Annotated in this window: 22 protein-coding genes; 10 read left to right on the top strand and 12 right to left on the bottom strand. The window is 31.9% G+C overall.

The features are described 5' to 3' along the window. Positions 1-159: 159 nt before the first annotated feature. Positions 160-636, bottom strand: coding sequence for a DM13 domain-containing protein (locus FWJ34_RS10615; protein WP_308255292.1), 477 nt, complete (start codon positions 634-636; stop codon positions 160-162). A gap of 198 nt (positions 637-834) precedes the next feature. Between FWJ34_RS10615 and FWJ34_RS10610 the strand changes: the two genes are divergently transcribed. Next, on the top strand, positions 835-2,025 hold the full coding sequence (locus tag FWJ34_RS10610; protein ID WP_308255291.1) for a GNAT family N-acetyltransferase: 1,191 nt from the start codon (positions 835-837) through the stop codon (positions 2,023-2,025). A 56-nt stretch (positions 2,026-2,081) separates the two neighbouring features. Here the strand turns inward: FWJ34_RS10610 and FWJ34_RS10605 are convergent, their stop codons facing one another. Next, positions 2,082-2,999 carry a histone deacetylase gene (locus FWJ34_RS10605; RefSeq protein ID WP_308255290.1) on the bottom strand — a complete coding sequence of 306 codons (918 nt, stop codon included), beginning with the start codon at positions 2,997-2,999 and terminating at the stop codon, positions 2,082-2,084. Between the two features lie 236 nt (positions 3,000-3,235). Then, positions 3,236-3,808: an RNA-binding protein gene (locus FWJ34_RS10600; RefSeq protein ID WP_308255289.1), complete on the bottom strand. Its 573-nt coding sequence runs from the start codon at positions 3,806-3,808 to the stop codon at positions 3,236-3,238. A 539-nt stretch (positions 3,809-4,347) separates the two neighbouring features. On the opposite strand from FWJ34_RS10600, the gene FWJ34_RS10595 reads away from it, so the two are divergent. Then, entirely contained in the window at positions 4,348-4,524 is a 177-nt protein-coding gene (locus FWJ34_RS10595) for an NblA/ycf18 family protein (protein WP_308255288.1), read from the top strand. A 182-nt stretch (positions 4,525-4,706) separates the two neighbouring features. Here the strand turns inward: FWJ34_RS10595 and gap are convergent, their stop codons facing one another. The 3 genes from gap to aat form a co-directional block, all read right to left on the bottom strand. After that, positions 4,707-5,723 carry a type I glyceraldehyde-3-phosphate dehydrogenase gene (gap, locus tag FWJ34_RS10590; RefSeq protein ID WP_308255287.1) on the bottom strand — a complete coding sequence of 339 codons (1,017 nt, stop codon included), beginning with the start codon at positions 5,721-5,723 and terminating at the stop codon, positions 4,707-4,709. A gap of 587 nt (positions 5,724-6,310) precedes the next feature. After that, a complete protein-coding gene (rsmI, locus tag FWJ34_RS10585) occupies positions 6,311-7,138 on the bottom strand; it encodes a 16S rRNA (cytidine(1402)-2'-O)-methyltransferase (protein WP_396231843.1) in 828 nt (275 codons plus the stop codon). Beyond that, the gene (gene aat / locus FWJ34_RS10580; protein ID WP_308255286.1) at positions 7,135-7,743 is read right to left on the bottom strand and encodes a leucyl/phenylalanyl-tRNA--protein transferase; all 609 of its coding nucleotides are present in this window, start codon (positions 7,741-7,743) and stop codon (positions 7,135-7,137) included. Before aat ends, rsmI begins: the two co-directional genes overlap by 4 nt. A 59-nt stretch (positions 7,744-7,802) precedes the next feature. On the opposite strand from aat, the gene FWJ34_RS10575 reads away from it, so the two are divergent. The 6 genes from FWJ34_RS10575 (at position 7,803) to cobD (ending at position 12,670) form a co-directional block, all read left to right on the top strand. After that, complete coding sequence (locus tag FWJ34_RS10575) at positions 7,803-8,159, top strand: hypothetical protein (protein WP_308255285.1); 357 nt, start codon at positions 7,803-7,805, stop codon at positions 8,157-8,159. A gap of 255 nt (positions 8,160-8,414) precedes the next feature. Then, positions 8,415-9,143, top strand: a complete 729-nt coding sequence (locus FWJ34_RS10570; protein WP_308255284.1) for an RsmE family RNA methyltransferase — start codon at positions 8,415-8,417, stop codon at positions 9,141-9,143. Between the two features lie 34 nt (positions 9,144-9,177). After that, a complete protein-coding gene (locus FWJ34_RS10565; RefSeq protein ID WP_308255283.1) occupies positions 9,178-10,272 on the top strand; it encodes a tetratricopeptide repeat protein in 1,095 nt (364 codons plus the stop codon). 81 nt (positions 10,273-10,353) lie between these two features. Further along, complete coding sequence (locus tag FWJ34_RS10560; protein ID WP_308255282.1) at positions 10,354-10,944, top strand: phycobiliprotein lyase; 591 nt, start codon at positions 10,354-10,356, stop codon at positions 10,942-10,944. Positions 10,945-11,225: 281 nt separating this feature from the next. Then, positions 11,226-11,510 (top strand): HU family DNA-binding protein, encoded by a 285-nt coding sequence (locus tag FWJ34_RS10555; RefSeq protein ID WP_308255281.1) that lies wholly within the window; start codon positions 11,226-11,228, stop codon positions 11,508-11,510. A gap of 104 nt (positions 11,511-11,614) precedes the next feature. Then, positions 11,615-12,670 (top strand): threonine-phosphate decarboxylase CobD, encoded by a 1,056-nt coding sequence (gene cobD, locus FWJ34_RS10550; protein ID WP_308255280.1) that lies wholly within the window; start codon positions 11,615-11,617, stop codon positions 12,668-12,670. Between the two features lie 175 nt (positions 12,671-12,845). Here cobD and FWJ34_RS10545 read toward each other — a convergent pair whose 3' ends face one another. Together FWJ34_RS10545 and FWJ34_RS10540 are read right to left on the bottom strand one after the other, a co-directional pair. After that, the gene (locus tag FWJ34_RS10545; protein ID WP_308255279.1) at positions 12,846-13,079 is read right to left on the bottom strand and encodes a DUF4327 family protein; all 234 of its coding nucleotides are present in this window, start codon (positions 13,077-13,079) and stop codon (positions 12,846-12,848) included. A gap of 150 nt (positions 13,080-13,229) precedes the next feature. Next, positions 13,230-14,807, bottom strand: a complete 1,578-nt coding sequence (locus FWJ34_RS10540; RefSeq protein ID WP_308255278.1) for a glycoside hydrolase family 3 N-terminal domain-containing protein — start codon at positions 14,805-14,807, stop codon at positions 13,230-13,232. 221 nt (positions 14,808-15,028) lie between these two features. Between FWJ34_RS10540 and FWJ34_RS10535 the strand changes: the two genes are divergently transcribed. Further along, positions 15,029-15,292: a type II toxin-antitoxin system Phd/YefM family antitoxin gene (locus FWJ34_RS10535; RefSeq protein WP_308255277.1), complete on the top strand. Its 264-nt coding sequence runs from the start codon at positions 15,029-15,031 to the stop codon at positions 15,290-15,292. 7 nt (positions 15,293-15,299) lie between these two features. After that, positions 15,300-15,557: a type II toxin-antitoxin system RelE/ParE family toxin gene (locus tag FWJ34_RS10530; protein ID WP_308255276.1), complete on the top strand. Its 258-nt coding sequence runs from the start codon at positions 15,300-15,302 to the stop codon at positions 15,555-15,557. Here FWJ34_RS10530 and FWJ34_RS10525 read toward each other — a convergent pair. The 4 genes from FWJ34_RS10525 to FWJ34_RS10510 form a co-directional block, all read right to left on the bottom strand. Further along, positions 15,510-16,316 carry a hypothetical protein gene (locus tag FWJ34_RS10525; protein ID WP_308255275.1) on the bottom strand — a complete coding sequence of 269 codons (807 nt, stop codon included), beginning with the start codon at positions 16,314-16,316 and terminating at the stop codon, positions 15,510-15,512. The two genes, FWJ34_RS10530 and FWJ34_RS10525, sit on opposite strands and share 48 nt — an antisense overlap. Next, positions 16,313-17,362, bottom strand: a complete 1,050-nt coding sequence (locus tag FWJ34_RS10520) for a glycosyltransferase family 4 protein (protein WP_308255274.1) — start codon at positions 17,360-17,362, stop codon at positions 16,313-16,315. The genes FWJ34_RS10525 and FWJ34_RS10520 overlap by 4 nt, the downstream gene beginning before the upstream one ends. 197 nt (positions 17,363-17,559) lie before the next feature. Further along, positions 17,560-18,042: a hypothetical protein gene (locus tag FWJ34_RS10515; protein WP_308255273.1), complete on the bottom strand. Its 483-nt coding sequence runs from the start codon at positions 18,040-18,042 to the stop codon at positions 17,560-17,562. Positions 18,043-18,150: 108 nt separating this feature from the next. Beyond that, positions 18,151-18,354, bottom strand: a complete 204-nt coding sequence (locus tag FWJ34_RS10510) for a hypothetical protein (protein ID WP_308255272.1) — start codon at positions 18,352-18,354, stop codon at positions 18,151-18,153. Between the last annotated feature and the right edge of the window lie 16 nt (positions 18,355-18,370).

Here is an 18,370-nt window from a genome sequence, read left to right as displayed (position 1 = left end):
TTTAAAAGCGGTGGGACACATCGCTATAGCTTCTGGAGAGAGAGTAAGACCGAGTAAAGGTACTGCTTTTACAAGGCATCACTCAGTGAAGGAAGAATCCTAGCCGTGATAGGCGGGGAGTTGTCAACAAGAGCTTTTAACTTAGACAATAGAAATGTTTTAAATAGTCGCAAAAGCAAAGGTTACGTTAAATTCACGACACCAAATACCAACAGATTTAAACTCGTTTATGTTAACATAATCTGGAATTAAATAACGTTGCCCTCCTTGAAAACTTTTAAGCATGGCTACATTAAAATATTCATTTTGTTTTGGATTAACACCAATTTGACTATTACGATGTAAAATTATTTGCACATCAGGTCCTTTTGCTGTGCTAAAATCAGAACTTAATTCTAAATAACGTTTCCCATTTTCTGTAACAATTTTAACTTGTCCAGTGGTTTGTTTTTCTTGTTTAACTGTGACAAATTTTCCACTTTTTACTGAATTTTGAGCTATTTTTATAGGGATAGAATTATCGGCTTGAGCAGGTTTTGATGATAAAAATAAGTTATTTGTTCCAACAGAAATAGCAGTAATAGCAACTAAAGAGATCGCAGTGTTTTTCACAGTGTTAAAGTTAGTAAATTTCATTTTTTATGACTCCGAAATTAATTAATTTGTTGATTATTATTATGACGATCTAATCTGAAAAATATCTTGAAAGTTTCTGAGTATATAATCAGTAGTTAATCATCTAAATGAAGAGAAGATAGAATATCCCTGAACAATCTCTCAGTTAAGCTAATATGGAGATAACCATTAATCTATATCTATTCTTAATTATTTTCTATGAATACTTCAACCTTGCCTAAATCCTCTCTTAAAATTCGAGGGATACAATATCGAGATCTTAATCCTATTTCAGCATTAATACAACAAAGTTTATCAATCCAGTTTAACACTCGTCAGGCAATATTGTTAGAAAAAATACAAAAATATCAAAGTTTTTATGGATTGTTACAGTTATCAAAACTATTGCCGATTCCTCTTAGTGGTGATTTTTATATTTATGTAGCCGAAAAAGATGAACAAATACAAGGTTTAATCCAAATCGCACCTTTTAACCATAATCGTAGCACATGGAAAGTAGAACAAGTTTTAATTAATTATAATACTTCTATCAGTCATTTACTCATTGGCAATCGTAGCATTGGTTCACAACTATTACGTCACTGTTTTGAAAAAATTTGGGAAGCTAGAACATGGATACTAGAAGTTAATATTAACGAAAAAAATACTCTTGGTTTATATCGAGAAAACGGATTTCAACCTTTAGCACAAATGACTTATTGGCTTTGTCAACCAGAAATACTGGAAAAACTAGCACAAAAAGAACCTAATTTACCTAATTTGTTACCTGTTAGTAATGCTGATGCTAAACTACTTTATCAATTAGATTGTGTTTCTATGCCCCCGATGTTACGACAAATATTCGATCGCCATCTTGAAGACTTCAAAGTGGGATTCGGTAGCTTTATTTGCCAAAAAATTCAAGCATGGTTAAACCACACAGAAGAAATTAGTGCTTATGTATTCGAGCCTCAAAGAAAAGCCGCCATTGGCTACTTTAAACTATACCTATGCAAAAATGGCACTAAACCTCACGAAGCAATTTTAACAGTGCATCCTGCCTATACATGGCTTTATCCCAAATTAATTAGCCAAATGGCAACAGTAATTCAAACTTTACCTCCTCAATCTTTGCTAGTATCTTCCTCAGATTATCAACCCGAAAGAGAAGAATATCTGGAAAAATTAGGTGCAGAAAGAATCAATCAAAATTTATTAATGTCTCGTTCAGTATGGCATAAACTTAGAGAAGCGAAGCCTTTAGAATCTTTAAATTTACCAGAAGTATTAAACGGATTAAAACCAGTGCATAATCCCATTCCCACTCCTTGGATTAAATCATGGTTAGAAAGCACCTACAATTCGTCTTCTTCAACAAATCATCATGACGTTAATCATCATCCAGAGTGAAAAAGAGGATAGGAGAAGAGGAGGAAGACTAAGAGAAAATTTTTCATTCCTAATTTTTAACTTAAACAGGCAAGAATAGTTTGCTCAACAGATTCTGCTAAGGCTTCTAAATGGTATCCTCCTTCTAATCCAAAAACAATTTTTTTCGTGATATTTAGACAATGTTTTGTCAATGTATAATAATCTTGAGGAAATAAAGAAACTCTAGCTAATGGATCTTGATGATTAGCGTCATATCCAGCACTGACAATCAATAAATCTGGTTCAAATTTGCTGATAAAAGGAATTACTTTTTTTTGAAAATATAAATCATATTCTCTGATGGTGCTACCAGCTTCCACAGGAATATTTAACACGTTATCATAAAAACCTCGATCAGTTTCTTTCCCCGTGCCGGGATAACATGGGTATTGATGTAAAGAACAGTAAATAATATTTGGATTATCAGCAATTATATCTTCAGTGCCGTTACCGTGATGGACATCCCAATCTAAAATCGCAACTTTTTTAACCCCTTTTTGAGTCAAAGCATAATTAGAGGCGATCGCCGCATTAGAAAATAAACAAAAACCCATACCCATCTCAACAGTGGCATGATGTCCGGGAGGACGAGCTAAAATAAAACAAGGCTGATTATTGCTCAAAACTTGATTAACACCATCTAACCACGCACTTACTGCCAATAAAGCCACATCATAACTTTTTGCGGAAACAGCTGTATCTTCATCTAACTTTCCGCCTCCTCGTTTAGCAATAGTTTTGACTCGCTCAATGTAATTAATATCATGAATTGTTGACACCCATTCGAGGGCATTACCTTCATTTACAGGAGTAGGTTCTAACCACTGCAACTTATTATTCCAATAAATATTACTCAATTTATCTCGAATAGCCGTCAACCTTTGAGGGGATTCAGGATGATACCTACCCGTTTGATGATCTAAAAACTGCTCTGAAAAAATTATTTTAAACATGAGCGGTGAAACAGTTAATTACCATCCAATCCTAACATTTTTGTTTGTGTCTTAAGGATCAGCTATTGACAAAATTAAAAACATAGTTTATATTTAATTTGTGTGGGGAGCGAACCAGTTAGAGAGTCGAGACGAAACAAGGTCAGTCGTCGATTCTCTTTCTGAAAAAAACCACCATGAAAAAAACGCCCTACTCACAGATTCAGAATAAGACGTTCAAAGGCAAAAAATTTAATTTATTTGGAAGTCTGAGTCGAAAACATTTCCTTTAATTTACTCAACTGATTTGCCCAACGAGGATCGGGTTGAATAGATTCAGACACAGAAACAACTTTCTCGCTTTTTGGTTTGCCACTTCCAGCACTTTTAGTACGAGCTTTTTTAGGTGCAGAAGATTTTTTCTGGCCTTCTTTGCGGCTAGGTTTGACTGTCTCAATTTCAGGTTTAGTAACAACTTTAGCTTCAGTGTTAGATTCCCCTTCACTCGCTTCGGTAACAGTGCCATTTTCCTCTTTCTCTCCTTTAGTGCGAGGTAAAGCTTTTTCAATCAACAAGACGAAATCAGCACCATTTTCCTCCTTAAAAGGTTGATCATTGTAAACAAAAACTTGATTGTTGTATTTACTGATAAAAAGATCCGCATCTTCATCGGTAGGCACAGTTACAAATCCAAAACCACGACACTCATTTTTTTTACGCTCTTTAATTAGTTTAGTTGTAAAAGAAGGCTCAAAGTCACTAAACATTTTTTCAAAACCTTCTTTTTCTAATTCCGCTTTGGGTAATTTAACATAAAGACGAACAGACATAGAGATTTCCTCCTAATTTTTTTTAATATTGCAATTAATTTTTCGAAGATTTATAAAGTTACCACAGATTAACTTTCATATTCACAACAAATGAGCTAGTAAATTCTTTTGAATCACTAACTCTACATTTTTGATTATTAAATTGTGCCTTATCCTGAGACAAAGACTTAAATATCATTGACTGCTTTACTATCAACTTAATTATCAGAATTTTATTTGATTTGTTCTTTAATTGAAAATAACCTGACGTTTTTTATATTTGAATCTTACTATAAACGATATGATCTTTTAAATATTATCATAGTTATAACCACTTAATCAGTGCCAATTTTATTTTTGAGGCAATTTTTAAATTTACCACAAGCCAAAAATTAGCAATTTCATAAGTATTTATACTCATTGTTCAAAATGAGCAGTTTTGTTATTTTTGCTATGATATTTATTAAAGTAGTTATTTTAGACAAGGAAAGTGTTTCCGGACTTAACCCTTGATCAAGAATAACAAGTTTTAGTTCTAAAGTAAAGGAGAATCTAAGATTATGTCTAATTCAATGGGATTATCATTAGAGCAACAGTTCAATTTACGTTCTTTTCAGACTCAAGTCCAAAACATGACTAGAGAACAAGCTACAGATTTTTTAATTAAATTGTATGAGGAGATGTTGGTTAGGGAAAATATCTATAAAGATGTCCTTAAACATCAATGGGGACTTTGACGATTAACAATTAACAATTAACTATAGCAATCCTAAATCATTTGTGAAGAATTAAAGATTAAAAAATAAATCTGTAAATCTTACTATACCGTCAAAGCTGACCACTGAAAGCTAATAGCTAACACCTCTAAAAATTTCACAACTCCCATAGGATTGCTATATTAACTGTTAATTGCTCATTTTCATGATTTACTTGCCATAAATAAAATCAGGTCTATCATACGACTGGAATAGCCCCACTCATTATCATACCAAGAAACTACTTTAAAAAAGTTAGAATTGAGTTCTATTCCTGCCCCAGCGTCAAATATACTGGAGTGGGAATCTGTAATGAAATCAGAAGAAACTACAGCTTCATCGGTGTAACCTAAAATACCTTTTAAGTTTGTTTCTGAAGCCTTTTTCATTGCCTCACAAATTTCTTGATAACTTGTTGCTTTTTCTGTGCGGAAGGTTAAATCTACGGCGGAAACGTTTGGTGTTGGCACTCTAAAAGCCATACCTGTTAATTTACCTTTAAGTTGTGGTAGTACTAATGCTACTGCTTTGGCTGCCCCTGTGGAAGATGGTATGATGTTTTGGGATGCACCTCGGCCTCCTCGAAAATCTTTTTTACTAGGTCCGTCAACCGTAGGTTGAGTAGCTGTCATGGCATGAATAGTAGTCATTAAACCTTCTTTTAAACCGAAGTTTTCATCTATTACTTTGGCGATGGGTGCTAAACAGTTGGTAGTACAACTAGCATTAGAAACGACAATATGTTTACTGGGATCGTAGGTTTCATGATTGACACCCATTAATAATGTGGCTACTTTTTCTGGATCTTTTGTCGGTGCTGAAATTACAACTCTTTTTGCACCAGCTTTGATGTGTTTTCCCGCACTTTCATTATCGGTAAATAAACCAGTGGCTTCAACCACATATTCTGCACCATATTCTCCCCAAGGTAATTCTTCGGGATTACGCACGGAAACGCAGGGAATAAATTTACCATTGACTTCAATACCCTCTGTTTTTGCCTCTACTGTGCCTTTAAATCTGCCATGGGTAGAGTCATATTTAAGTAGGTAAGCAATGTTTTCTGGTGGCACTAAATCGTTAATTCCTACAAATTCGATATTGGGGTTATCTATTCCTACACGAAATACTAATCTACCGATTCTGCCAAAACCATTAATGGCTACTTTTATTTTAGACATGAAAAATTTTGTTAATTTTTAAGAACAAATAATTGCCTTGTGAGAACAATTACTTTTATTCTATTTTGTGATTCTATTTTATGATCAACTATTTTTATCCTCTACTTTTCCCAAGTCAAAATATTAACAGATTACAGTTTTAATTAATATAATACCAATATATAGTAAGATGATGAGGTGTTAAACTAAGGGTAAAATCGGAAGATAAATGATTATGTTAACTTTACAAATTACAAAGGATCAAGTTTTTAATTTAATTGATCAACTCCTATCGAAATTATACTAACACAACACTTTAAAAAAAACCTGACTCAACTAACTATTTATAAACATCTTATAAAGATATAGCAATCCTAAATCAGTTGTGAAATATTTAAAGATAGGAAATAATGTTTTACCTATTATTTAACAAGGGATTTAAACCCCTTGCCTTTAAATTTGTAGTCTTTATTTTGCCACGAATCATTTAGGACTGCTATATTTCATATATTCTTAGTAAGGGTTAAAACGTTTCTTTTGTCAATTATTAAAAATGTTTAATGCTTATTACTCCGTGCATCATTACTTGATTTTAGCCCGAAGTAAGTCTATTGATTAATCATTAATTGATAGATTTCTCGACGAGATAAGTTGGTATATTTTACTAAGTATTGACTAGCTTCTGTTTTACTCATACCTTGTTTTAATAATTTCTCAATTTCTTCTTTAATTTCAGTTTCTGAAAGTGTTATTTCTTCTTCTTGATTTCCTTCTACGATAATCGTATATTCTCCTTTTGGTTCACAATTTTCATAAAATTTAATGGCTTTTTCTAAATTTCCTCTCCAAAAATCTTCATGAATTTTAGTTAATTCTCTAGCTAAACAAATGTTTCTTTTTATACCGAAAAAGTTAGCTAAATCTGCTAGGGTTTTTTCTAATTTATGGGGAGCTTCATAAAAAATAATAGTCCTTTTTTCCTCTTTTAAACTGTTTAATCTATTTTCTCTTAATTTTTTTTTCGTGGGCAAAAACCCTTCAAAACAAAATCTTTCCGTTGACAATCCTGATGCTACTAATCCGCTTATAGCTGCCATCGCCCCTGGAATTGGTATAACTCTAATATTAGCCTCCATACAAGCTAAGACTAAATAATAACCCGGATCGGAAATACATGGAGTACCTGCATCGGTTACTAAGGCAATGTTTAACCCCTCTAATAATTTTGTTGATAATTCTGTGACTCTGGTTTGATGGTTATGCTGATGGTAGCTAATCGTAGGGGTTTTTATTTGATAATGATGTAATAATTTCGCTGTGTGTCGGGTATCTTCGGCGGCAATTAAGTCAACGGTTTGTAAAGTTTCGATCGCCCGAAATGTTATATCTTTTAAGTTGCCTATGGGGGTGGCTACAAGGTATAGTATTCCTGTCACAATGATATTTCTTTATTTACTAATTCTTTTGAGGGAAGAAAATTACACTGAGTATCAAGAGCTTTTGATAATAATTTCATATACCCTTTATTACTAATGATATATGATCCAAATCTTTCAAGGTGTGGATTTTGCATTTGAGCATCGAATAAGACAAATTTTTGCGATCGTAAATGTTCAACTAATTTTACCATAGCGACTTTAGAAGCATTAGGAATATTAAAAAACATTGACTCACCAATAAAAGCACCTCTGATGACAATACCTAAAATGCCCCCTGCTAATTGATCATTTTGCCATGTTTCAAAACTGTAAGCCCAACCAGCACGATTTAACTCAATATAAATATCAATTAATTCTGAAGAAATCCATGTCGTCTCCCGATGGGCACAACCTTGACAAACTCCTAAAAAATCTTGATTAATAGCCACGGAAAAGGTATTTTTATTTAAGACTCTTTGTAAAGATTTAGGGTAACGAAAACGATGATCTAAAGGAATTAAAGTTCTTTCGTTACTAGAATACCATCCTAACTGCTCAGACTCATCCGCCATTAAAAAATTACCGTGGGCATACCCCTGAATAATAGAGGGAATATCAATCATAACTATTGAACCAAAAATATATAATTTCTAATCAAGAAAACCGATAATATTATTTAATCATGTCTCAACCTATTCCTCCCATTGTTTTACCCCCCTTAGAAAATGCTGATGTTGAGCAAGTTTGGCTCAAAACCAATTTACATCAATGGTTAGATGAAGAATTTATCCCTGAAATTATTAATGAAACTATTGCTACCCGTGCAGCTCAAATTTTTATTCGTCAACGATTAGAAGGAGAAAATGATCTCGGTTCTTTAGTTATTGCTATAGTTACAGAAATGCAGTCTTTTGATTTTCAAAAAAGTTTTTATAGTGAATTTGCCATCGCCAATGCCGTTAGTGATTTAATTCTCAAAAGTCTAGGCATTGATAGTTGTTGCGGTGAAGGGGAAGAAATTAGGAGACTAGAAAACTAGAAGAATTATATGGCAACACGATTAAGTAAGTGGGCAAATTTATCGTATAAGGGCAATACAATGCAAGGGGTTTAAACCCCTTGTTATCCATTCTTACCATAGGTTTGAGAAAAATAAAATGTACCATTAATTTTACTCACTCATTTAGACATTTTGGCAAAATAAAAATTAAAATGTATTTAAGGTGAGAAATTATCAATTTTAATAATCATTCCCCATTACTTATTACTTATTATTCATTATTCATTCTCTATTTTGTTATATCGTTTAGTTATTCATGAAAGTCAAAAACAAGATACTCTGATTAACCTTTTTTCAGAGCAAGAACATTATTTGCGTCGAGTGGTTAGACTAAATAATGGACAGAATTTTATCACTATGGATGGTAAAGGTCATTGTTGGTTGGTAAAATTAACAGATCATGGAGGGGAAATTCTTGTTTCTCTTAAGGAAATTAGGGAGTTACTTTCTTCTGTAACTTTGAGGTTTGCTTTGACTAAAGGGAAAGGTTTTTACGTAATTATTATTTGGCCTACCCAGTTTGGGGGTAAACATTTCAAAACAATAATTAGCCATCGCACTTTATTAAAACCCAGTGAAAATAAGTTAGAAAGATGGCGTAAAATAGCAAAAGAATCCGCAGAACAATCAGAAAGACAAATTGTGCCTTATATTGCTCAACCTATTTCTATTTTTGAGGCTTTTACATCAATGAATAAGATGAATATTCCTAAGTATATCGCTGTTGCTCGTGCTAATGCACCTCATTTACTTGGTTTTTTGACAAATTTACTTGAGTTTCCCTCACAAATTATTATCGCTACCGGGTGTGAAGGTGGTTGGACTACTGATGAATTTTATAAAGCGATCGAATGTAATTTTCAACCCGTGTCTTTAGGAAAAAGAATTTTAAGGGCTGTAACTGCACCAATTATGGTTATGTCTTTAATTGCCGCCGTGGCAGAAATAAGTAATCATGAATAAATTAGCAAGAAATTTAAACGATTAAATATCCAAAATGTTTGAAGAAGTAAACTTAGCTATTAATAACGAAAATTATACCAAAGCTAAAGAGATATTAAAAAAATTGGAGAAGGATAATAATAGTTTATGGATTAAATATTATCATTCATTAATTTTAGAAAAAGAAGGAAATTTAAAGGAAGCTGAAAGTAATTATCGTCAAACTATAAAAGATAGTATATATCCTGAACCCAATTTAATTAAACTAATTCGTGATGGTATTGAAAGAATAGTCAAAATTTATCACCAAGAAAAAGAGGAAAAATTTAATCAGTTTAAAACTATCGAAAATAGTGAAGATTTAGCTGTTTTAGTCTTAGAACCTGTTACTTTAGATGACAAAAAAATCTTAGCTCCAAAATTAGCTAACATTATCAATATAGATAATTATACAGCGACTTTACAAATTCCTACCCGTAGTTGGCGTTTATATAAAACTGGTAATTTAGGAGAATTAAATTATTGGCAATCTGAGTTTTCTCAAGTAAATATTCCTTGTTTTTGTGAAAGAATTAAAAATATTAATAAAATAGAGGTTTATCAAGTAAAGTACATCATTCAAGATGATGATGAAGTCATTATTCTTGGAGATGATGATGATGAAAAAGAACAAGAAATTATCTTTAAATGGGGAGATATTAATAATAAAGTTCAAGGTTTAATTCCTATTTTTGAGTTAATTTTACATTTAGATGCTAGGAGTAAACCTCAGAAAAAAAAATCTATCCTTGACTATAGACAATTTTATGATTTACATTTATTATCTCAAAATTTAATTCTGAGATTTAGTGATAATTTTTACAAATTTGACCAAGGTTTAAATATTACAAATCAAGAAAAAACTTCTAAGAAAAAAAGGCAAGTTTTAGTTCATTTTTTTGCTGAAAAACTTTCTGATAAACCTTTATGGTCAGATTTTACTTTATTTGCTCAAGGAGTTATACTCTTTCCTGAAATGCTAAAACAAGTTGATTCTCACATTAATCTTTTTCACCGAGAAGAAAATATCTGGGATGAGGCTTTTCAACTTTATAGCGGTTTAATTTTTCTTCAAAGTTTAACCAAATTAGAACCTTATATCAATCCTTAATAATCTTAAATTAATCAGACATTCTGCTCTTATTTATGATAAAATTATTCGATAATATAAATAATTTTTAAAGTATCTTTTATGGATGGTTTAACCTTTTTTCAAAATAGTGCCGGAAAATGGCGATCTCAACGTACAACCCACCATTTGCCCTTTAGAAGAGCGGAAACAGGAGGTTCAGACATTCAAGTAGAAACTTTAACTAAAAATGATCCCAAAATTATCGAAATTTGTCAAATGCACTCTTTTGATCCAGAATTGTCTGTGGGAGGATCTTATGTTACATGGGATGGAGCAATGCAATGGGATAAAGAAAATGAAGATCACAAAGGAGATACGGTTTTTGCTCTAATTCCTGCCTCCGACAATCCCCGACAAGGCAAATTATTGAGAGAAAGGGGCTATGCAGAAATAGTACCTGTAGCTGGAGAGTATTATTTAGATCATGAAGATGCTTTAGTCTTAACTACCGAGTATGAAACTATGACTATTCACGAAAGATTCTGGTTTGTAACTGATAATATTCGGATGAGAACTAGCACGGTAAAACGTTTTGGTGGTTTTAATACGGCAACTTTTTGTATTGAGGTAAAGGAAACTGAAAGTAATTCAAATTCAAAGGAGAATGATGATCAACCCTTACTTGATACTCCTGCTATTACGGGATGGTAAAATAATTTGTATCTTGTATTCTTATATGAGTAGTGATGCTTTACTGGAGGTGGGTTGTAAGTTATTAGAAAATCATTTTTTTAATATTTCTTTACAAAAAGCGAAAAAATTGTAAAAAATTGGAGAAAAACTATAATTTTTAATCATTTCAGCGTTTTATCATGTAATATCAGATCTAGTGTAAAAAACAGTAAAATACTGAGTTGATGGTAATTTCAGCTAATTAATATCATGAACTCAATTTTTATGACCAAAATTTTAAATCCATTGGAGATTAATTTATGAACAAAGGCGAATTAGTAGATGCAGTAGCAGCAAGGGCTGATGTCACCAAAAAACAAGCTGACACCGTTATTAGTGCTGTGGTTGAATCGATTATGGAAGCAGTTTCTTCCGGTGAAAAAGTCACTCTAGTCGGTTTTGGCTCTTTTGAAAGTCGTGAGAGAAAAGCTCGTGAAGGACGTAATCCTAAAACTGGTGAGAAAATGGAGATTCCTGCTACTAAAGTTCCCGCTTTTTCCGCAGGTAAACTTTTTAAAGAGAGAGTTGCACCTCCTAAGTCTTAATTTTTCTGACTTCATTTAAAAATAGGTAAAGGGCAATAGTGTATCGTGTATAGTCTATAATATACTGTTTTTAAATTACTTTTTACCCTTTACTTAATTTATTAATGACACCAATTCACGGAGGAAATTTAGAGTGGGCGGTTAATCTTGTTAACTGTTCTCTTTCCGATATACTGGATTTTTCTGCTAGTATTAATCCTCTTGGTCCTTGTCAAAGTGCGATCGCCACAATTATTGAAGGCATCGCTCAACTACAAAATTATCCTAATCCTAACTATCCTCAATTTCGTCAAGCCATCGGAAACCATCATCACCTTGAAACTGATTGGGTTTTACCTAGTAATGGGGCGGCGGAATTGTTAACATGGGTAGCATGGGAAGCTCATTATTTACAGGGAGTTTTGCTTCCTTCTCCTTGTTTTGCTGATTATAAAAGGGCGTTACAAACTTTTAATCTTCCTTGTCAATTCTACAATTTAGAAGATTTAGAAACGGGATTAAATCATTCTCAAAATTTTGCCTTATTAATTAATAATCCCCATAATCCTACGGGGAAACTTTGGCATCAAAAGACTCTTATACCTTATTTAGATCAATTTCCTTTGGTAATTGTAGATGAAGCCTTTATGGACTTTTTATCACCTCATGAGCAAGAAAGTTTAATTGATGTAATCACAGATTATGATAACTTAATAATTTTGCGGTCACTAACTAAATTTTATAGTTTGCCTGGCTTAAGAATTGGTTACGGTATTACTAATCCAAAAAGAGTAAAAAAATGGCAAAAATGGCGAGATCCTTGGAGTGTAAACACTTTAGCGATGTTGGCCGGAATAGCCTCCTTAAATGATCATCATTTTCAAGAAAAAACATGGCAGTGGTTAAAACCGACTAGGGCAAAATTAGCCCAAGAATTAACCAAAATTGAGGGCTTAAAACCTTTAGAAAGTAGAACTAACTTTATCTTAGTACAAACAAAAATACCTAGTACAAAATTACAGTTAGAGTTACTCAAACAAGAACAAATATTAATTCGTGACTGTGTTAGTTTTCCTGAATTAGGAGAACAATATTTTCGAGTTGCCGTCAAAAAAGACGAACAAAATGAAAAATTGCTCAATGGATTAAGGAAAATTTATGATATACCTACAAACAGATAATTTAATTTTATAATTGCCTAGGAGATAATTTGATGTTGTGATGTAATTTTTAAACCAAAAGTAGTATTTTAGTTTTAGTTTATAGTTCACTAATATCAAGTTATTCACCAAATAAATACAAACGGTTGCTTATTGCCTATCCTCTCACCAAAAAACTTTTTTTAGCAACGGCCATTTAATCATTATCCCAATTTTCACAGGCAATTAAGTCGCCAATTTGATCTCTCAAAAGATAATCACATTTTTCTAATTCACACTCCACACAAACCCATTCTCGGGCGGGAATATACTGACAAAGGATATAGATTGGTTGATGACGACTAACAGTTCCAGTTTCTACTAAATGACGTACTTCGTCTTTAATCATCTCAATGGAGTAATCCGTTGCAGTTTTTTCTAAAGTTTTCATCTGCTTTTCCCCATAAATTTAATTTGGTTAATCTTTAATATAGTCTAAGTCATGGTGATCGTAAAGACCTGCTTAATGTATCTTAAATTACCATTTTGAGATATATTCTCAGGGTATAGCCTTAAATAGCAATGGTTTCTGTTAATTTCGTTACAAAAAATCACCTTTTTGAATGTCATAATTTGTTGACAAATTAAATAAATCTTGACAAGATAATTTTTGAGCTGCCGACATTTGCCCATAATTAAATATCCAAGGAGTTTCAGGCTTAAGACGTGGTAAAAACCATTGTAAAATGTAAGGACTACCATAGATTATAATACCTTTAAGGGAATCACTTTCTAATAGTTTTTGATAAAATATTTTGGTTGATTCTGTTAAACCACCATTACCCAAAAACGGATTTCCACGGATAAAAGCCTGTAATAGAATCGGTTGATGTTGATATGGGGCTAAATGTAAATTACGATGATCAAACAGTTGAGTCTGATAACCGTAAGTTTCAGGAATTGCCACCGCTGGAGTTTGGCGATCGAGAAAATCACAATTTAACAAATCATGCACCACTACCAAATTTATGCCCTGATTTGTAGCTTTAAGAGGTAAATTACCGCCTTTACTTAAACTTTGGACTAAAATTTCATTTACAATGCTAATATCTTTTGGAGTACAAATAACATCCATAGAAAGAGTTTCTCTATTGTGATTAAATAATTTAGCCTTAGCTTTCTTAATTCGGGTTAAACTTTCATCAATTCTCGCCTCTGATAAAATACCGTCATGAATAGCTTTTTCGATGGAATTAACGGCAATTTCAGGATTTTCAGGCATTAAGAGAATATCTGCACCAGCTTGAATGGCTTTAACGGCAATTTCTTCCCCACAAGAGTATTTTGCTATCCCCCCCATAATTAAAGCATCAGTGACAATTAACCCCTCAAATCCCATTTTCGATCGTAACAATTCTGTTAAGATACCATAGGATAAAGTGGCAGGATTATTGGCATCTAAAGTCTCAACTAATAAATGGGCAGTCATCACACTATCAACACCTTTATTAATAGCCTGTTGAAAGGGTAATAATTCCACTTCCTGCAAACGCTGTAAATTATGGGTAATTTTTGGTAAATCTAAATGAGAATCGGTGGAAGTGTCACCATGGCCTGGAAAATGTTTAGCAGTAGTTAAAATAGGGTAAGACTGACAACCATCAATAAAAGCCTCCGCCAAGTCTCCTACTACTTGAGGATTATCACCAAAAGCACGAACATTGATAACAGGATTATCAGGATTATTATTCACATCGGTTATGGGTGCTAAAATCCAGTTAATGCCTATAGCTAAAGCCTCTTTGGCGGTAATGTTACCCATTTTTTGAGCATATTTTGTTGCTAATAAAGGATTATTTTCCGCAATTTTTGAGAATGCCATAGGAGGTGGAAACCAAGATGCACCTGTAAATCTTTGTCCTACACCTTCTTCAATATCGGCAGCAATGAAAAGAGGAGTTTTTGCCCAAGATTGTAACTGTTGAGTACGATAAGCAATTTCTGCACAACTACCCCCTAATAAGATGATACCGCCGAGATTTAATTCTTCTAACCATTTTTTTAGTTGAGATTGGGTGGCTTCCCATGCAGGGTAACGAATTTGATGATCAAAAATGTAACCTGTGGTGCGTACAATAATTAGCTGTCCTATTTTTTGTCTTAAATTTAGATTGCGCATTATATTTATTTTACGAATAATAGAGATAAATCCCTTACTACGAACTTATTTTATTTATTAGAATTGATTTTATTTTTTTATTTTACCTGATGTTGAATAATTTAATAATCGCTAATAATTAAGTTTTAATTTTATTAAAGATAATTTGATACTATACTGACTATTATAAAATATGAATAGTTTTTAATCTTTTTATTAACAATTTATTTAGTTATTTTAATATGAACACTATTTCAACTCAAGACATAAAAAAGAATCTATTAGATACTTTAAATAAAGTTGCTCAAAATCATGAAAATATTGCTATAGAAATTTCTGAACATCAAAAAGTATATTTAATCCCTGCTGAAGATTATCAATTATTAGAAGAATTACGAGAATTAGAACAAGAAAAAATTGATTTAGATATTGCTAATGAAAGAATAAATGATCCTAATCAAAAAAGAGTTTCTTTTGAACAATTTTTTGACGAATTAGGAATTTAACATAAAGATGTATAAAATTGAGTTTAATCAAAAAGTTAAAAAAGATTTGAAAAATATTCCTACTGTAATTGTCAAAAAAATTAAAGAAGAAATTGCTAAACTTGCTGATAATCCTTACCCATTAGGGCATAAAAAGTTAAAAGGAAATCTGAGAAATTTTATGAGAATTAGAGTAGGGAATTATCGAGTTATTTATCAAATAGAGGATTGGCTATTTTTACATTGTAATAAATTTAATAACTTCACTAATATTTGTCAAATGTGAATTAGAAGGTATATTAGGATTAAGATAATTAAATTCTGATGCTACTCTTTGAATTATGCGATCGACTCCTGAATGATGACGATATTCACAGATTTGTTTTGCCACTTCAACAATAGCTTGCGCGTATAATTGAGGATGATAATTGTTTTCTGGTATTTGTTTACCTTTATTATTTCTAAAGTCATCGCTAATATATGGTAGGGGAGTATATGCTGTTACCCATTGATTTTGTTGAGATAGACAAAGATAAGTCTCTCGATTATGAGTGATAACTCCCAAGGCATTTTTTAAAGCTAAGGGTGTTAAAGGATAGTTTTCTGCCATAAATTCCTTAGAATAATATCCATTTAAGAATAATCGGGCAAATTTACCGCCTTTTTCTCCATAAATATCCCTCATTTGTTGAATATAGTCATTTTTGTTGGGGTATAACATATAAAAAAAATCTTGCAGTTTATCGTCATGTAAAATAACTAAACCAGGAGATTGTTGGCTAATTTTCCATATATCACCATAAAAGGTAGGATTATTACCGAGATGATAAATATTAATGTCGGCTTGATTCAACTCAAACCAAGGCATTTTATCTAATTGATATTGCTTAACTTTGGCGTATTTTTCTAATGCTTGATTCCATTCTTGTTGATTTATCCATAGAGTTATATCTATCTTTTCTTGTAAATAATAGATAATTATCTGGGTATAATTAGCAATATCAGTTTTAGCTGGTAGTAAAGGAGAAAACCAATTTATTTTCATATAGTTGTTAATTTTTCAATAACATTTTCCCAAGTTATATTCATGCTTTCATAATGTTTTCTAGCATTTTTGCCCATAATCACTGATTGACTACGATTATCCCATAATCGATCCATTGCTTCCGCTAAGGCTTGAGGAGTTGATTCGACAATCATTCCCGTCTCTTTAGGGATTAAAAATTCTAAAGGACCTCCAGAATCACTACAAGTAATTACAGGTTTTGAAGATAACATTGCTTCTAAAGTTACATAGCCATAATCTTCATCTAAGGGAGGATAAATTACCCCAAGACATTCGGCATAATATTTAAGTTTCTCTTTTTCTGAAATCCTATTTAAAAAAATGGCACGATTAGAAATTCCCAGTTTTTCAGACATTGCTTTTAATTGTTGATCATAACGTCCATCATCGGCACTCCCGGCAAAAATTACTTTTACATCATGATGAGTTTTAGCAATAGCATTTAAAACTAATTCTTGTCTTTTGATTTTTGTTAAACGACTGGGAAAAAAGAAGTAATTTTGAGAATGATGAGAGTAAAATTCTTCAGCATTTTTAGGAGGATGATAAAGAGGAGTAGAATCAAAATTATTATATTTTTTTAATCTCTTTGCCACATTTTGAGAGTTACTATAAATTTTACGACACTCAGAAAAGGCATTGTTATCGGCATTAATAATGGTATCTCTAATTTGTTGCCCATCTGGATTTTGTGCTAAACCACATATAGGATTATTCCATAAATCATAAGCGTCTCGATGTTGATGTAATAACCAAACTACTTTATTGGGATGAGGGGTTAAATAGGCAGGAAACTTAAGAGGAATAACAAGATCAATTGTTCTATCGCAAGATTCTGTAATATCTAAAAGGCGAAATATTAACATACTATCCAAAATTCGTTGATTAGGATAAGCCTTAAAGGGAATCGTTACTAATTCTGCTTCATAACCAAATTTCTTGAGCATATTTACCAATGAATCCGCATGAATTTCTGCTCCTCCCATGATAAAAGGTGCATTTACTGATATAACTATAATTTTCATAGATAAAAATAATGATTAAATTTATCGGCGAATTCGCTTCTTTCTAAAACATTATCAGGATTTGGCATAGGGGATAGACTAAATAATGATAAGTTGGTGATTGATCTTTAAACAGGAAAGAAGATTCTTTATCTTTTTATTATTAGCCTTGTGGGGTAAAATACTTTTTAAATAGTTTATAGTCAAGAATTTATACTTTATTTTTCTTCTAAACAATTAATTTTTTCTAATAAATATTGATATTTTTCTTTTAAATCTGAATCATTAAATTGCGAAGTTATTAAGTCTTCTTCAGTGTTTTCCTTAATACTTTTTATTTCTTGTAAAAGCATTTGATTAACTTTTACAGATTCTTCTAAAGCGTGTAAAATGTTTAAATTTACTTCTCTTTGATCTTTAAATAGAAAGTTTAAAATTTTAAAAAAGATAAAAGTAAAAGGTTTTAATAAAAAAATAAGAGGAATTTTAGTCCATGAATTAGGTAAACTATTTCTGATGTTAGATCTTGATTTTGCTGTCTTGATAAAACCTTGAAAATATTTAATCTGTTCTTCTATATTGTGCCATATTAAATTCCTTTCATAATCAATTTTTTTTTGTTTCTCTATAGAGTTTATTTCGAGGATAATTTTTTGTTTGATTTTTTGAATACCAATATTGGGGATATTAATTTCTAGCATACATAATGACTTTTAAGATTTGTACTAACTATAACAATCTTATTCAACTTTTCAGAATGATAAGGTGAAATTAAGGGCTTAAAGCTCTTACTACAAACTTATAAAAGTTTAGCTTTCCACAAAAATACTGGTATTGGTTAAGGTTAAACCCGTACTTAAAGTAGCAATTTGTACTGCTCCAATAATTCCATTACCATCGGAATCAAAGAATAACCCTCCCGTACTAGAATTATAGATAAAACGATGAGCGGAAGAACTGTAGGGCGATGCACACCCCACCATTTTTTTTTTACACCACGACAATATCAACATTAGTCAAGGCTAAACC

Source organism: Geminocystis sp. GBBB08 (assembly GCF_016743215.1).
GTDB lineage: Bacteria > Cyanobacteriota > Cyanobacteriia > Cyanobacteriales > Cyanobacteriaceae > Geminocystis.
This window is presented reverse-complemented; position numbering and strand designations above follow the sequence as displayed.

Excerpts from the sequence above, each read along its gene's own strand:
- FWJ34_RS10610 (WP_308255291.1), top strand. The coding sequence starts at position 835 with ATGAATACTTCAACCTTGCCTAAATCCTCTCTTAAAATTCGAGGGATA.
- FWJ34_RS10595 (WP_308255288.1), top strand. The coding sequence starts at position 4,348 with ATGTCTAATTCAATGGGATTATCATTAGAGCAACAGTTCAATTTACGT.
- cobD (WP_308255280.1), top strand. The coding sequence starts at position 11,615 with ATGACACCAATTCACGGAGGAAATTTAGAGTGGGCGGTTAATCTTGTT.
- FWJ34_RS10575 (WP_308255285.1), top strand. The coding sequence starts at position 7,803 with ATGTCTCAACCTATTCCTCCCATTGTTTTACCCCCCTTAGAAAATGCT.
- FWJ34_RS10540 (WP_308255278.1), bottom strand. The coding sequence starts at position 14,807 with ATGCGCAATCTAAATTTAAGACAAAAAATAGGACAGCTAATTATTGTA.
- aat (WP_308255286.1), bottom strand. The coding sequence starts at position 7,743 with ATGATTGATATTCCCTCTATTATTCAGGGGTATGCCCACGGTAATTTT.
- FWJ34_RS10615 (WP_308255292.1), bottom strand. The coding sequence starts at position 636 with ATGAAATTTACTAACTTTAACACTGTGAAAAACACTGCGATCTCTTTA.
- FWJ34_RS10510 (WP_308255272.1), bottom strand. The coding sequence starts at position 18,354 with ATGTTGATATTGTCGTGGTGTAAAAAAAAAATGGTGGGGTGTGCATCG.
- FWJ34_RS10515 (WP_308255273.1), bottom strand. The coding sequence starts at position 18,042 with ATGCTAGAAATTAATATCCCCAATATTGGTATTCAAAAAATCAAACAA.
- FWJ34_RS10565 (WP_308255283.1), top strand. The coding sequence starts at position 9,178 with ATGTTTGAAGAAGTAAACTTAGCTATTAATAACGAAAATTATACCAAA.
- FWJ34_RS10530 (WP_308255276.1), top strand. The coding sequence starts at position 15,300 with ATGTATAAAATTGAGTTTAATCAAAAAGTTAAAAAAGATTTGAAAAAT.
- FWJ34_RS10520 (WP_308255274.1), bottom strand. The coding sequence starts at position 17,362 with ATGAAAATTATAGTTATATCAGTAAATGCACCTTTTATCATGGGAGGA.
- FWJ34_RS10600 (WP_308255289.1), bottom strand. The coding sequence starts at position 3,808 with ATGTCTGTTCGTCTTTATGTTAAATTACCCAAAGCGGAATTAGAAAAA.
- FWJ34_RS10560 (WP_308255282.1), top strand. The coding sequence starts at position 10,354 with ATGGATGGTTTAACCTTTTTTCAAAATAGTGCCGGAAAATGGCGATCT.
- gap (WP_308255287.1), bottom strand. The coding sequence starts at position 5,723 with ATGTCTAAAATAAAAGTAGCCATTAATGGTTTTGGCAGAATCGGTAGA.
- FWJ34_RS10605 (WP_308255290.1), bottom strand. The coding sequence starts at position 2,999 with ATGTTTAAAATAATTTTTTCAGAGCAGTTTTTAGATCATCAAACGGGT.
- FWJ34_RS10555 (WP_308255281.1), top strand. The coding sequence starts at position 11,226 with ATGAACAAAGGCGAATTAGTAGATGCAGTAGCAGCAAGGGCTGATGTC.
- FWJ34_RS10525 (WP_308255275.1), bottom strand. The coding sequence starts at position 16,316 with ATGAAAATAAATTGGTTTTCTCCTTTACTACCAGCTAAAACTGATATT.
- FWJ34_RS10545 (WP_308255279.1), bottom strand. The coding sequence starts at position 13,079 with ATGAAAACTTTAGAAAAAACTGCAACGGATTACTCCATTGAGATGATT.
- FWJ34_RS10535 (WP_308255277.1), top strand. The coding sequence starts at position 15,029 with ATGAACACTATTTCAACTCAAGACATAAAAAAGAATCTATTAGATACT.